The 14,341-nt window shown below is 59.9% G+C and carries 13 protein-coding genes and 1 pseudogene; 8 read left to right on the top strand and 6 right to left on the bottom strand.

Going from position 1 to position 14,341, the window contains the following annotated elements:
- Positions 1–96: 96 nt before the first annotated feature.
- Complete coding sequence (locus tag DBR18_RS26385; protein WP_108592513.1) at positions 97–300, bottom strand: DUF6316 family protein; 204 nt, start codon at positions 298–300, stop codon at positions 97–99.
- A gap of 209 nt (positions 301–509) precedes the next feature.
- On the opposite strand from DBR18_RS26385, the gene DBR18_RS26380 reads away from it, so the two are divergent.
- On the top strand, positions 510–1,469 hold the full coding sequence (locus tag DBR18_RS26380) for a DMT family transporter (protein WP_108592512.1): 960 nt from the start codon (positions 510–512) through the stop codon (positions 1,467–1,469).
- Between the two features lie 113 nt (positions 1,470–1,582).
- Here DBR18_RS26380 and DBR18_RS26375 read toward each other — a convergent pair whose 3' ends face one another.
- Positions 1,583–2,977 carry a class II fumarate hydratase gene (locus DBR18_RS26375; RefSeq protein WP_095668619.1) on the bottom strand — a complete coding sequence of 465 codons (1,395 nt, stop codon included), beginning with the start codon at positions 2,975–2,977 and terminating at the stop codon, positions 1,583–1,585.
- A gap of 193 nt (positions 2,978–3,170) precedes the next feature.
- Between DBR18_RS26375 and DBR18_RS26370 the strand changes: the two genes are divergently transcribed.
- From DBR18_RS26370 to DBR18_RS26340, 7 genes are all read left to right on the top strand, one after another.
- Entirely contained in the window at positions 3,171–3,689 is a 519-nt protein-coding gene (locus DBR18_RS26370; protein ID WP_003226938.1) for a DUF2059 domain-containing protein, read from the top strand.
- Between the two features lie 12 nt (positions 3,690–3,701).
- Positions 3,702–4,001, top strand: coding sequence for a BolA family transcriptional regulator (locus tag DBR18_RS26365; protein ID WP_007963599.1), 300 nt, complete (start codon positions 3,702–3,704; stop codon positions 3,999–4,001).
- Positions 4,002–4,171: 170 nt separating this feature from the next.
- Positions 4,172–5,113 (top strand): rhodanese-related sulfurtransferase, encoded by a 942-nt coding sequence (locus tag DBR18_RS26360; RefSeq protein WP_108592511.1) that lies wholly within the window; start codon positions 4,172–4,174, stop codon positions 5,111–5,113.
- Between the two features lie 35 nt (positions 5,114–5,148).
- Positions 5,149–5,751: a DsbA family protein gene (locus tag DBR18_RS26355; RefSeq protein ID WP_177482443.1), complete on the top strand. Its 603-nt coding sequence runs from the start codon at positions 5,149–5,151 to the stop codon at positions 5,749–5,751.
- Positions 5,744–7,570 carry an ABC transporter ATP-binding protein gene (locus tag DBR18_RS26350; RefSeq protein WP_108592509.1) on the top strand — a complete coding sequence of 609 codons (1,827 nt, stop codon included), beginning with the start codon at positions 5,744–5,746 and terminating at the stop codon, positions 7,568–7,570. Before DBR18_RS26355 ends, DBR18_RS26350 begins: the two co-directional genes overlap by 8 nt.
- A gap of 200 nt (positions 7,571–7,770) precedes the next feature.
- Positions 7,771–10,230, top strand: coding sequence for an EAL domain-containing protein (locus DBR18_RS26345; protein ID WP_108592508.1), 2,460 nt, complete (start codon positions 7,771–7,773; stop codon positions 10,228–10,230).
- A gap of 79 nt (positions 10,231–10,309) precedes the next feature.
- Positions 10,310–11,071 carry a TenA family transcriptional regulator gene (locus tag DBR18_RS26340; protein WP_371921160.1) on the top strand — a complete coding sequence of 254 codons (762 nt, stop codon included), beginning with the start codon at positions 10,310–10,312 and terminating at the stop codon, positions 11,069–11,071.
- Between the two features lie 134 nt (positions 11,072–11,205).
- Here DBR18_RS26340 and DBR18_RS26335 read toward each other — a convergent pair whose 3' ends face one another.
- From DBR18_RS26335 to DBR18_RS30045, 4 genes and pseudogenes are all read right to left on the bottom strand, one after another.
- Positions 11,206–12,132 carry a GGDEF domain-containing protein gene (locus tag DBR18_RS26335; RefSeq protein ID WP_108592506.1) on the bottom strand — a complete coding sequence of 309 codons (927 nt, stop codon included), beginning with the start codon at positions 12,130–12,132 and terminating at the stop codon, positions 11,206–11,208.
- 362 nt (positions 12,133–12,494) lie between these two features.
- On the bottom strand, positions 12,495–13,235 hold the full coding sequence (locus DBR18_RS26330) for a YciK family oxidoreductase (RefSeq protein ID WP_003226924.1): 741 nt from the start codon (positions 13,233–13,235) through the stop codon (positions 12,495–12,497).
- Positions 13,236–13,402: 167 nt separating this feature from the next.
- Positions 13,403–14,074 carry an N-acetylmuramic acid 6-phosphate phosphatase MupP gene (gene mupP, locus DBR18_RS26325; protein ID WP_108592505.1) on the bottom strand — a complete coding sequence of 224 codons (672 nt, stop codon included), beginning with the start codon at positions 14,072–14,074 and terminating at the stop codon, positions 13,403–13,405.
- Between the two features lie 4 nt (positions 14,075–14,078).
- Positions 14,079–14,341: pseudogene (locus tag DBR18_RS30045) on the bottom strand (bifunctional 3-demethylubiquinol 3-O-methyltransferase/2-polyprenyl-6-hydroxyphenol methylase); the annotation flags it as partial.

Genomic DNA, 14,341 nt, shown 5'->3' with positions numbered 1-14,341 from the left:
CATCGCTGGCAAGCCAGCTCCCACAGGTTCTGAAGGTGTTGCCTGTATTTGTGAACACCCTGGAACACTGTGGGAGCTGGCTTGCCAGCGATGGGATCAACCTGATGACCAGTTGGAATCCACAACCTGCATCCGCGCGATGTACGCCTGAATTTCCTGCTCTGCCTTTTCGGCGCTGTCGAACGGCCCTTCGAGGGTGTTCTCCCGCGTGCAGAAAAACAATTCGCCATTGACCCGACATAACCGGTCGCTGCGAAAGTGCGTGGCGGGGGCGGTGTCGTGGGCGCGCATTCCGTACATGACCTGGCTCCTTGAGTGATCCGTTGAAAGGATCCAATGAGCTTATGCCTGAAGCACTTGGCGCGCCCGGCGAGCCGATCAACGGCAAAGCGTCAATTTAATACTGCGACCTGCACAGTTTCATTCGCGGCCTGGCCCGAACTGTCCCTGTGTTACGCCTGACGGCGAGCCTAGAATGACCGCTCTTGTCAGCAGGCATTGGGGTTCGCATGCACATTTCATCCGGTCGCTGGGTCTACGGTCTGTTCCTGGCGCTGCTGACGGCGTTTTTGTGGGGCATCCTGCCGATCAAGCTCAAACAGGTATTGCAGGTGATGGACCCGATCACCGTGACCTGGTTTCGCCTGTTGGTCTCCGGGGGATGCCTGTTCGTTTATCTGGCCTCGGTCAGGCGCTTGCCCAGTCGCAAGGTGCTGGGGCCAAAGGGCGGCTGGCTGGTGTTGATGGCGGTGCTCGGGCTGGTGGGCAACTACGTGTTGTACCTGATGGGCCTCAACCTGCTGAGCCCCGGCACTGCGCAACTGGTGGTGCAGATGGGGCCGATCATGTTGCTGATCGCCAGCCTGTTCGTGTTCAAGGAGCGCTTCAGTATCGGTCAGGGCATTGGCCTGGCGGTGCTGTTGATCGGCTTCGTGCTGTTTTTCAATCAGCGGCTGGCCGAGTTGCTGACGTCGTTGTCGGACTACACCGCCGGCGTGTTGCTGGTGCTGCTGGCATCGACGGTCTGGACCTTCTATGCGCTGGGTCAGAAGCAATTGCTCACGGTGTGGAATTCGCTGCAGGTGATGATGGTGATCTACCTGTTCTGCGCGCTGCTGCTGACGCCGTGGGTGCACCCACTCAAAGCGCTGGAGTTGAGCCCGTTGCAGGGCTGGCTGCTGCTGGCGTGCTGCATGAATACGCTGATTGCCTACGGTGCCTTTGCCGAGGCGCTGGCGCATTGGGAGGCGTCGCGGGTCAGTGCGACGTTGGCGATCACGCCGTTGGTGACCTTTGGCGCGGTGGCGATTGCCGCCGCGGTGTGGCCGGACTATGTGCACGCCGAGCAGATCAACGGGCTGGGTTATGGCGGGGCGGTGCTGGTGGTGCTGGGGTCGGCGCTGGTGGCGTTGGGCCCGTCGCTGATTGCCGGGCTGAAAGCGCGGCGGATGCGGATTGCAGCCAGTTAGACCGCGTTATCGTTCTTCGCGAGCAAGCCCGCTCCCACATTGGTACGGCGTACACCGATCAAAATGTGGGAGCGGGCTTGCTCGCGAAGGCGGCCTGTAAGGCGCTACAGGAGTCAGCCCTTGGCGCCAGCCTCGATCATGTTCTCCGGCCGCACCCAGGCATCGAACTCTTCATCGGTCAGATAGCCCAGCTGCAGCGCTGCCTCACGCAAAGTCAGGCCTTCACCGTAAGCCTTCTTGGCGATTTCTGCCGATTTGTCGTAACCGATGTGCGGGTTCAGCGCGGTCACCAGCATAAGGCCACGTTCCAGGTGCTGGGCCATGACCTGCGCATCCGGCTCGAGACCGGCGATGCAGTGCTGCTGGAAGTTGCTGCAACCGTCGGCGAGCAGGCGAATCGATTGCAGCACGTTGTGGATGATCACCGGTTTGTACACGTTCAGTTGCAGGTGACCCTGACTGGCCGCGATGCCGATGGTGACATCGTTACCCAGCACCTGGCAGGCCAGCATCGACAGCGCTTCGCACTGGGTCGGGTTGACCTTGCCGGGCATGATCGAGCTGCCCGGCTCGTTCGCCGGCAATTTCACTTCGGCAAGCCCTGCGCGTGGGCCGGAGCCGAGCAGGCGCAGGTCGTTGGCGATTTTCATCAGAGCCACGGCGAGCGTCTTCAAGGCGCCGGACAGACTGGTCAGCGGCTCATGCCCGGCCAGCGCGGCGAACTTGTTCGGCGCGGTAACGAACGGCAGGCCGGAGAGGGCGGCGAGTTCGGCGGCAATCGCTTCGCCAAAACCGTGTGGCGAATTCAGCCCGGTGCCGACGGCAGTGCCGCCCTGCGCCAGTTCACACACCGCCGGCAGCGCGGCGCGGATCGCCCGTTCGGCGTAATCCAGCTGTGCTATGAAACCCGACAGCTCCTGACCGAAGGTGATCGGCGTCGCGTCCATCATGTGCGTGCGGCCGGTCTTCACCAGTTTCATGTGCCGTGCGGCCAGTTCGGCCAGACCGCCGGACAGCTCGGCGATTGCCGGCAGCAATTGTTCCTGCACGGCTTTGGCAGTGGCGATGCTCATGGCGGTAGGGAAGCAATCGTTGGAGCTTTGCGAGCGGTTGACGTGATCGTTGGGGTGCACCGGCGTCTTGCCGCCGCGCGGGTTGCCGGCCAGTTCGTTGGCGCGACCGGCGATCACTTCGTTGACGTTCATGTTGCTCTGGGTGCCGCTGCCGGTCTGCCAGACCACCAGCGGAAACTGGTCGTCGTGCTGGCCGTCGAGGACTTCGTCGGCGGCTTGTTCGATCAGGCGGGCGATGTCGGCGGGCAGGTCGCCGTTGCGGTCGTTGACCCGGGCGGCGGCTTTCTTGATCAGGGCCAGGGCGTGCAGTACCGGCAGCGGCATGCGTTCCTGACCAATGGCGAAGTTGATCAGCGAGCGTTGCGTCTGAGCACCCCAGTAGGCGTCGTCCGGGACTTCGATCTGGCCCAGGCTGTCGGTTTCGATACGGCTCATCGTGCACACTCCTGTTGGTTCGTTTGCGCAGTTTAGGCCCGGTCAGGCCCAGGTGGTTCCCTCGAACCGATTGTTGACCGGTAAAACCCGGCCAATCAAGCGCGGCAAGGCTCGGGGGTTGAGCCACGAGGTTTTTTAGGCGCAGAATGGTCGCCCTTGGGGTTTGACCTCGCCTAGCTGAAAAGGAAACTCGATGACTCGTCTTCGTGCCATCTGCACCGCGGTTGCACTGGTTTGCGCCAGCGGCCAGGTGCTTGCCGATACCGCCAGCCACAACGCCAGTGCTGAAGCTTTCCTGACCCTGGCGCACGCTGACAAGCTGGGCACTCCGGTGTACATGCAAGTGCAGCAAATGTTCGCTCAGCGTTTTGAACAGACCAAAGCGCCGGAATCCAAGAAAGCCGTACTGGAAACCTACCAGGCCAAGGCCAACGCCGCCCTGGACCAGGCCATCGGCTGGAACAAGCTCAAGCCTGACATGGTCAAGCTCTACACCAGCAACTTCAGCGAATCGGAGCTGAAAGACCTGGTCGCGTTCTACCAGTCGCCACTGGGCAAGAAAGTCCTGGAAAAAATGCCGCAGCTGACCCAGCAATCGGCCCAGATGACCCAGGCCAAGCTGGAAAGCGCCGTGCCTGTCGTCAACAAGTTGCTCGACGACATGACCAACGAGCTGGCACCGAAAGGCGCTGCGCCGGCCAAGAAGAAGTAAGCGGAGTTCGTGATGAGCATGCAACAACGCATCGAATCGACGCTGGGCCTGCTGCAGCCTGAGCATCTGCAAGTGCTGGACGAAAGCCACATGCACAGTCGCGGGTTACAGACGCACTTCAAGGCGGTGGTGGTCAGCGCGCAGTTCGAAGGCCTGAACCGGGTCAAGCGCCACCAGAAAGTCTACGGCACGCTGGGCGAGCTGATGGGCGAGTTCCATGCGTTGGCGCTGCACACCTACACCCCGCAGGAATGGGCAGAGGTGGGCGCCGCTCCTGCGTCGCCGACCTGTGCCGGCGGTAGCAAACATTAAGATCAAAAGATCGCAGCCTGCGGCAGCTCCTGCATTGGATTGAGTTCCCTGCAGGAGCTGCCGCAGGCTGCGATCTTTTTTGCTAGAATCCGCAACGCGCCGCTCACCTGGCGCGTTTTTTTTTGAATCCGGTTCACCCTTTGCGAGGGTAGCCACCTGGAGAAATACCCATGACACAACCGATTGTCGTGGCGGCACTGTATAAGTTCGTCACCCTCGAAGATTACGTCAACCTGCGCGAGCCCCTGCTGCAAGCGATGGTCGACAACGGTATCAAAGGCACCCTGCTGATCGCCGAAGAAGGCATCAACGGCACGGTGTCCGGCAGCCGCGAAGGCATCGACGGCCTGCTCGCCTGGCTGAAGAACGACCCGCGCATGATCGACATCGACCACAAAGAGTCGTACTGCGACGAGCAGCCGTTCTACCGCACCAAGGTCAAGCTGAAAAAAGAGATCGTCACCCTTGGCGTCGAAGGCGTGGACCCGAACAAAAAGGTCGGCACCTACGTCGAGCCGCAGGACTGGAACGCGCTGATCAGCGACCCGGAAGTGCTGCTGATCGACACCCGCAACGACTACGAAGTGTCGATCGGCACCTTCGAAGGCGCCATCGATCCGAAAACCACCAGTTTTCGCGAATTCCCCGACTACATCAAAGAGCACTTCGACCCGGCCGTGCACAAGAAGGTCGCGATGTTCTGCACCGGCGGCATTCGCTGCGAGAAAGCCTCCAGTTACATGCTGGGCGAGGGTTTCGAAGAGGTTTACCACCTCAAGGGCGGCATCCTGAAGTACCTCGAAGAGGTGCCGCAGGAAGAGACCAAGTGGCAGGGCGACTGCTTCGTGTTCGACAACCGCGTGACCGTGCGTCACGACCTCAGCGAAGGCGACTACGATCAATGTCATGCCTGCCGCACACCGGTCAGCGTTGAAGATCGCGCCTCCGAACACTACGTGGCCGGCATCAGCTGCCCGCATTGCTGGGACAAGTTGAGCGAGAAAACCCGCCGCAGCGCCATTGATCGGCAGAAGCAGATCGAACTGGCCAAGGCGCGCAACATGCCGCACCCGATCGGCTACAACTATAAACAAGCATCCACCGAGGCCTGATCATGACTGCGCGCCTGCTCTATGTGATGGATCCGATGTGTTCCTGGTGCTGGGGGTTCGCTCCGGTCGCCAAGGCATTGGTCGAGCAGGCGCAGGCAGCCGGGGTGGAATTGCATCTGGTGGTCGGCGGTTTGCGCACTGGTAGCGGTGCGGCGCTGGAACCGACCACGCGGCGCTATATCCTTGAGCACTGGCAAGCGGTCAACGAGGCCACCGGCCAGTCGTTCAAGTTCGACGGTGCATTGCCCGACGGCTTCGTCTACGACACTGAGCCGGCCTGCCGGGCCATTGTCACCGCGCGCAGCCTGGCGCCGGATTGCGCGTGGACACTGTTGGGGCTGATTCAGCAAGCGTTTTACGCCGAGGGCCGCGATGTCACTCAGGCCAGCGTACTGGTGGAACTGGCGGAAAAGGCCGGCGTACCGCGTATCGAATTCGCCGCGCTGTTTGATCGTGCTGAACAGCATGAAGCCACTCTGGCGGATTTCAATTGGGTGCAGGATCTGGGCATTGCAGGTTTTCCGACCCTGCTCGCCGAGCGCAACGGCCAACTGGCGTTGTTGACCAACGGCTATCAACCCCTCAGTGAACTCTCGCCATTGCTCGGTCGCTGGCTGGAGCGCGCAGCCTGTGCCTGACCGGGCCGATGACACGCCAGCCGTAAAGCGTGTCGACCGGCTGAGCTGGGCAGAAGTCCGGCGTCTGGCACTTCATCACAAAAAATCCCTGTGGATCGCCAACGGCGTGGCCGTACTGGCGACGCTGTGCAGCGTGCCGATTCCGTTGCTGTTGCCGTTGCTGGTGGACGAAGTTCTGCTCGGCCACGGCGACGCCGCGTTGAAAGTCATGAACCATGTGTTGCCGACGATGTGGCAGCAAGCGGCGGGTTATATCGGCCTGATGCTGGTGGTAACGCTGACCCTGCGTTGCAGCGCCCTGTGTTTTGGCGTGTTGCAGGCGCGGCTCTTTGCCCGGCTGGCAAAAGACATCGTGTACCGCATTCGTGTGCGCCTGATCGAGCGCCTCAAACGTATCTCCCTCGGCGAATACGAAAGCCTGGGCAGCGGCACCGTGACCACGCACTTGGTCACTGATCTGGACACCCTCGACAAGTTCGTCGGCGAAACCCTCAGCCGTTTTCTGGTGGCGATGCTGACCCTGGTCGGCACCGCCAGCATCCTGATGTGGATGCACTGGAAACTGGCGTTGCTGATTCTGCTGTTCAACCCGCTGGTGATCTACGCCACGGTACAGCTGGGCAAACGGGTCAAGCACCTGAAGAAACTGGAGAACGACAGCACCTCGCGTTTCACTCAGGCCTTGAGTGAAACCCTCGATGCGATCCAGGAAGTGCGTGCCGGCAACCGTCAGGGCTTCTTCCTCGGGCGGCTTGGCTTGCGTGCGCAGGAAGTGCGCAATTACGCGGTCAACTCGCAGTGGAAGACCGACGCCTCGAACCGTGCCAGCGGTCTGCTGTTCCAGTTCGGCATCGATATCTTTCGCGCCGCGGCGATGCTCACGGTGCTGTTTTCCGACCTGTCGATCGGGCAGATGCTCGCGGTGTTCAGTTACCTGTGGTTCATGATCGGCCCGGTCGAACAACTGCTCAATCTGCAGTACGCCTACTACGCGGCGGGCGGTGCGCTGGCGCGGATCAACGAACTGTTGGCGCGGGCCGACGAGCCGCAATATCCGGGTGGCGTCGATCCGTTCAAGGGGCGCGAAACCGTGGGCATCGAAGTGCAGGGCCTGAGCTTTGGTTATGCCGATGAGCTGGTGCTGGATCAGATGAACCTGTCCATCGCTCCCGGAGAGAAAGTCGCGATTGTCGGTGCCAGCGGCGGCGGCAAAAGTACCTTGGTGCAAATGCTGCTGGGGCTGTATACGCCGTCGGCGGGCACGATTCGTTTTGGTGGTTCGACCCAGCAGGAAATCGGCCTTGAACTGATTCGCGAAAACGTCGCGGTGGTGTTGCAGCATCCGGCGCTGTTCAACGACACCGTGCGGGCCAACCTGACCATGGGCCGCACCCGCAGCGACGAAGCCTGCTGGCAGGCGCTGGAAATCGCCCAGCTTGCGGCCACCCTGCGTGCGTTGCCGGAGGGCCTGGACAGCATCGTCGGACGTTCCGGCGTGCGCCTGTCCGGTGGTCAGCGCCAGCGTCTGGCGATTGCGCGGATGATCCTCGCCGAGCCGAAAGTGGTCATCCTCGACGAAGCCACCTCCGCTCTCGATGCCGCTACCGAATACAACCTTCATCAAGCCATGGCGCGTTTCCTCAACGGCCGTACCACGCTGATCATTGCCCATCGCTTGTCGGCGGTGAAACAGGCCGATCGGGTGCTGGTGTTTGATGGCGGGCAGGTCGCCGAAGATGGCGATCATCTGCAATTGATCGCCGATGGCGGTCTCTATGCAAAGCTTTACGGCCACTTGCAGCAAATCCAGCGCTCCTGAGTGAGGCTGTCAGTTTGTGCTTAGTGCTTGAATTCCCTTGAGTTAAAAGAGTCGGATGAGCTATTGGTGCTGCTCGATTGCACGATCAGTGTGCAAGACGGCACGCCAGCCACTTCGAAAAGTCGAAAATTAGCCTAGGCTGACGGGTCAGGAACGGTTTTTTCCAGTGTTCATCTGGCAGTACTGGTGCAAGGGACCTCATGAAGCAAAAGCGGACTCTCGGAACGCCACGGTTGTTGGGTATCGTCTGGCCATTCATCGCCGTCGTACTGTTTCAAGCGCTATTGGGGGGCGTGAGTCTTTACGTCCTGTCTGCGGTTCGTGGCTATGTCGCAGGTGAGAGCCTCTGGTCGAAGGGCCAGAAGGACGCCATCTATTACCTCAATCTGTACGCGGACAGCCGTGACGAGGCGATCTACCTCAAATACCAGAATGCGATCGCGGTGCCGCAGGGCGGGCATCAATTGCGTCTGGCGCTCGATCGCCAGCCACCGGACCTGCAATCTGCGCGCGAAGGCATTCTCAAGGGCGGCAACCACCCGGATGACGTCTCCAGCCTGATCTGGCTTTACCTCAACTTCCGGCATTTCAGTTATCTGGAAACCGCCATTGAGCGCTGGACGGTGGGTGACGCGTATCTGGTGGAACTCGATTCCGTGGCGCGGGAGATGCACGAGCGCATCACCGCCAATGCCGCTACCGAGAGTGACATTCAGCGCTGGAAGGCGCGAATCTTTGCCATCAACGATGGCGTCACGCCTGCCGCCAAAGCTTTCAGCGATGCTTTGGGTGAAGGTTCTCGGGTGATCTTGCGCCTGTTGCTGTTGACCAACCTGGCCACGGCGCTGGGCCTGATCGTGCTGGCGCTGTTACGCACGCACAAGTTGCTCAAACAGCGGCATGCCTTTGCTCAGGCGCTGCAACTGGAGAAGGATCGGGCCCATGTAACCCTGCAGTCGATCGGCGATGGCGTCATCACCACCGATGTCACCGGGGCCATCGATTACATGAACCCGGCTGCCGAAGCGATGACCCACTGGAAGGGCGAGCAGGCCGCCGGTCTGCCGCTCGCGGCATTGTTCAATCTGCTCGACGAAAACGCGCAGGCCGAGGGCCTGACCCTGATCGAGCACATCCTCAGCGGGCAGCTAAGCGGCGGGAGCGAGCACTCGAGGCTGATCCAGCGCCTGGACGGCAGTACGGTTTCGGTCACCCTGGTCGGCGCGCCGATCCGCAATGCCGGCAACGTCAGCGGCACGGTGCTGGTACTGCACGACATGACCCAGGAGCGGCAATACATTGCCAATCTGTCCTGGCAGGCCACTCACGATGCCTTGACCGGGCTGGCCAACCGCCGCGAGTTTGAATATCGCCTGGAACAAGCGCTGCATAACCTGACCCGGCAGCCGGGGCGTCACGCCTTGATGTTCCTCGATCTGGATCAATTCAAACTGGTCAACGACACCTGTGGACATGCCGCAGGTGATGAGTTGCTGCGCCATATCTGCGCGCTGTTGCAATCGGGATTGCGCGAGGGCGATACCCTGGCGCGCCTGGGTGGCGACGAGTTCGGCATCCTTCTGGAAAACTGCGCGCCGGAAGCGGCAGAGAAGATCGCCGAGAGTTTGCGACAGACCGTGCAGAATCTGCATTTTGTCTGGAAGGGGCGTCCTTTCGTGACAACCGTGAGCATTGGCCTCGTGCATGTGGCGCAAGCACCGACCACGCTGGAGGCGTCACTGCGTGCAGCGGATATGGCCTGCTACATGGCCAAGGAGAAGGGCCGCAACCGGGTTCAGGTCTATCACGCCGATGATTCGGAACTCTCGCTGCGTTTCGGTGAGATGGCCTGGGTGCAACGGTTGCACATGGCCCTGGAGGAAAACCGCTTTTGCCTCTACGCCCAGGAAATCACCCCGCTGAGCGCAGCCGGAAAGGCCGGCGGGCACATCGAGATTCTCCTGCGTCTGCATGATGAAGCCGGGCGCATGATTTTGCCTGACAGTTTCATTCCCGCTGCCGAGCGGTACGGGCTGATGACATCGCTGGATCGTTGGGTAGTGCAAAACGTATTTAAGGTAATTGCTCAATGTATTGCACAAGAGCACGAAGGCACTTTGGCAATGTGTGCGATTAATCTTTCAGGCATTACTATAGGAGATGACGCGTTTTTGCACTTTCTGCGTGAACAGTTTGTTAACTACGGCATACCTCCTGAAATGATTTGTTTTGAAATTACTGAGACCAGTGCAATTTCAAATCTTGGTAGTGCTATTCGATTTATTAATGAACTCAAGGGCTTAGGTTGCTACTTTTCACTGGATGACTTTTGTGCCGGAATGTCTTCATTCGCGTACTTGAAACATTTACCTGTAGACTTCCTGAAGATCGACGGGAGTTTCGTGAAGGATATGCTGGACGACCCGATTAACCGCGCTATGGTCGAAGTGATCAATCACATCGGGCATGTCATGGGTAAGCAGACGATTGCAGAGTTCGTAGAAACAGCACAGATCGAGCAGGCACTGCTTGAAATTGGTGTGGATTACGCTCAGGGTTATGTCATTGAACGCCCCCAATTGTTTACCTGTGACAGTTTGCAAAGTCGGCCCGCCAGACCGCAGCCGTTGTTATTCAAAGCGCCTGGCACGTTCCGTTGAAGTCTCTTGCCGATCCTTACAATCACAAATCAAAAGGAGCCGAACAGTGATCGACACATTCAACCGAACCGGACCACTCATGGAAGCTGCAAGTTATCCTGCCTGGGCACAACAGCTCATTCTGGATTGCAGCGAGAGCAAGCGCCGGGTTGTCGAACATGAGCTGTACATGCGCATGCGTGATAATAAACTCAGCGCCAGAACCATGCGTCAGTACCTGATCGGGGGCTGGCCGGTTGTTGAGCAATTCGCCTTGTACATGGCGCAGAACCTCACCAAAACCCGATTTGCCCGTCATCCGGGTGAAGACATGGCGCGACGCTGGCTGATGCGTAATATCCGCGTCGAACTCAATCATGCCGACTACTGGGTGCACTGGAGTCGCGCGCATGGCGTAAGCCTAGAGGATTTGCAGGCCCAGCAGGTGCCACCGGAACTGCATGCCCTGAGTCATTGGTGCTGGCACACCAGTTCGGCGGATTCGCTGATTGTCGCCATCGCCGCCACCAACTACGCCATCGAGGGCGCGACCGGGGAGTGGTCGGCGCTGGTGTGCTCCACGGGTGTGTATGCAGCGGCTTTCCCCGAAGAAGACCGCAAGCGCGCAATGAAGTGGCTGAAAATGCACGCGCAGTATGACGATGCCCACCCGTGGGAAGCACTGGAGATCATCTGTACTCTGGCCGGGACGAACCCGAGCAAGGCCTTGCAGATCGAGTTACGCCAGGCAGTCTGCAAAAGCTACGACTACATGTACCTGTTCCTTGAGCGGTGCATGCAACTGGAAACCGCTGAGCGTGCGCTGCATGGACGTGAGCGGCGGGCACTCGTAGAAAGCTGATTTTCGGCAAACGCAAACCCCAATGTGGGAGCGGGCTTGCTCGCGAAGAAGGTGTGTCAGTGGGCGTTTGTCTGGCTGACATACCGCGTTCGCGAGCAAGCTCGCTCCCACAGGTTTTTTGTGTGTGGGAGAATTCAGCCCGCCATCGCCAGGCGATTGCGCCCCTCGCGCTTTGCCACGTATAGCGCACTGTCGGCGCGGCGCAACAGGCTGTCGGCCGATTCCCCTGGCAGCAGGGTCGAGCAACCGAGGCTCACTGTCAGATCGATCAACTGGCCATCGGCGAAGTATTCTGCCGCCTGCGCAGCATGCCGCAGACGTTCACCAACCATTGCTGCCGCTTCCCGACCGGTGTTGGACAGCAGGATCAGAAACTCTTCTCCGCCGTAGCGAAACACCATGTCGACATTGCGCAACTGGCCCTTGATCGATGCCGCCACCGCTTTGAGCACGTCATCCCCGGCGCTATGACCGTGACTGTCGTTGACCCGTTTGAAATGGTCGATGTCGAGCATCAACACCGACAGCGGTTGCAGGTGCCGGCGCGACATGTCGATCTCGCGTTGCAGGGTCTGTTCCATGGCGATCCGGTTGCCGGTTCCGGTCAACGGGTCGCGCAATGCACTCTGCGTCGCGGCGCGGTAGAGCAGGGCGTTGCGCATCGGGAACAGCAGCGACGACAGCAGCGATTCGAGGTTGCCCTGATCCTGCTCGCTGAAACGCTGGTTTCGACGAAACACCAGTTCGCCCAGATGCTCGCCTTCGTGGCTGAGGCTGTAGCTGACCGAATGGTGGCCGCGTGCGCCGAACTCCAGGCGCAGGTCGCTGCCCGAATGCACATAGCTCAAGGCATCCAGCGGCACAAGGCGTTGAACTTCGCGGAAAAACAGACCGAGGATTCGTTGCGGCTCAAGACTGGTTTGCAGTTGCAGGCTCATTTGCTGGCGCAATTGCGCCAGACTGGCCGGGCGTTCCAGAAGCGGAGGCAGCTGACCAAAGCCCAGGCGTTGCAATTTGGCACTGTCAAAGTCAATTGCATTGGTCTGGGAGGGTGATTTCATATGGCGTGAGCCCCTAAGCAGTAAGTCTGTCTTACAGGCTGGGTGAGAGCGGCTATGGGCTGCGCGTCATACTGATCCATCAGTCCCGTAGGACATTTGGCGTAAGTTTAGTCTGCCTGATGACGATTAGTCAGCTATCGAAATCGGCCTTGCCCCAGTGCCTTCACACGGCATGCTTTGAGGAAAATTAGAGCGAAAGTCGTGCCATTCGGTTCATGTTTATTAAAAACGTTATGAATCAAAGAGATGGCTTTTTGATTTGAGGGTGGGTGGCGGATATTTGACTGGGATGTGACAGCTGGAAGCGGCAAATGTGTGCCGCGACGGGAATCCGCCACGGCAACAAATGCGACGTATGGCAGTTATTGCGCGTTGAATGCCTGGCCATTGATGCCTGTGCTGTCCGGACCCATCAGGTACAGGTACACCGGCATGATCTCTTCCGGGGTCGGATTGTTCAGCGGGTTTTCCCCAGGATAGGCCTGTGCTCGCATGCTGGTACGCGTGCCGCCCGGGTTGATGCTGTTGGAGCGTACCGGCGCCACGCCGTCGACTTCATCGGCCAGGGTTTGCATCAGGCCTTCGGTGGCGAATTTGGATACACCGTAGGCGCCCCAGTAAGCGCGACCCTTGCGCCCGACGCTGCTGGAGGTGAACACCACCGACGCATCCTGCGACAGCTTGAGCAGCGGCAGCAGGGTGCTGGTCAGCATGAACATGGCGTTGACGTTGACTTGCATGACGCGCATGAAGTTTTCGCCCGACAGCTGTTCGATCGGCGTGCGTGGCCCGATGATAGAGGCGTTGTGCAGCAGGCCGTCGAGATGGCCGAACTCGGTCTCGATCATTGCTGCAAGCTCATCGTACTGATGCGGCAGGGCCGTCTCGAGGTTGAACGGGATCACCGCCGGTTGTGGGTGGCCCGCGGCTTCGATCTCGTCGTAGACCTGAGTCAGATTGGCTTCGGTCTTGCCCAGCAGCAGCACGGTGGCGCCATGAGCGGCGTAGGTTTTCGCGGCGGCCGCACCGATGCCACGACCGGCACCGGTGACCAGAATGACCCGATCCTTGAGCAATTCGGGGCGGGCGGTGTAATCAAACATAAAAACCTCACAATCCATTCATGAAGACCTGCTTCCCGGTGGTGAGGGGATTTATCCCCGACCGGCTGCGAAGCAGTCGTGAAACCTGAATATCGAATCGACCTGAAAGAATGTGGGGGCTGCTTCGCAACCCATCGGGGATGAATCCCCTCGCCACAGAGGCCGTATCAGCAGCTGCAAAGGGCGCTGTCGAGCACCTTGCGCAACTCCAGCGGATGATCCACCACCACGTCCGCGCCCCAGTGCCTCGGGTTGTCGTCCGGGTGGATATAGCCATAGGTCACGGCGCAGGTCTTGGTGCCGGCATCGCGGCCCGACTCGATATCGCGCAGATCATCGCCCACAAACAGAACCGTCGACGGATCCAGATCAAGCATCTTGCACGCGAGGATCAGCGGCTCCGGGTCCGGTTTGCTGTTTTTCACGTGATCCGGGCAGATCAGCAGCGCCGAGCGCTCGGCCAGCCCCAGCTGTTGCATGATCGGCTCGGCAAAGCGTACCGGCTTGTTGGTGACCACACCCCAGATCAGGTTGGCCTTTTCGATATCGGCCAACAGTTCGCCCATGCCGTCGAAGAGCTTGCTGTGCACCGCGCATCCGGCCAGATAGCGCTCGAGGAATTCCTGACGCAGTTCCTCGAAGCCCGGCGATTCCGGGTCCATCGAGAAAGTCACCGCGACCATCGCCTTGGCGCCGCCGGAGATCTCGTCGCGGATGTGCTTGTCGTTCATCGGTGGCAAGCCGCGATCCGCGCGCATCGCCTGGCATATGGCGATGAAGTCCGGCGCGGTGTCGAGCAGGGTGCCGTCCATGTCGAAAAGAACTGCTCTGATAGCCATCGGCTTACTCCTCGCGCAGGGTCTGGATCATGTAGTTGACGTCAACGTCGTTGGCCAGCTTGTAGTGCTTGGTCAGCGGGTTGTAGGTCAGGCCGATGATGTCCTTGACAGTCAGGCCGGCGATGCGGCTCCAGGCGCCCAGCTCGGACGGGCGGATGAATTTCTTGAAGTCGTGGGTGCCGCGCGGCAGCAGCTTCATGATGTATTCGGCGCCGACGATGGCGAACAGATACGCCTTCGGGTTGCGGTTGATGGTCGAGAAGAACA

The sequence above is a fragment of the Pseudomonas sp. HMWF021 genome, assembly GCF_003061005.1.
Taxonomy (GTDB): Bacteria; Pseudomonadota; Gammaproteobacteria; order Pseudomonadales; family Pseudomonadaceae; genus Aquipseudomonas.
This window is presented reverse-complemented; position numbering and strand designations above follow the sequence as displayed.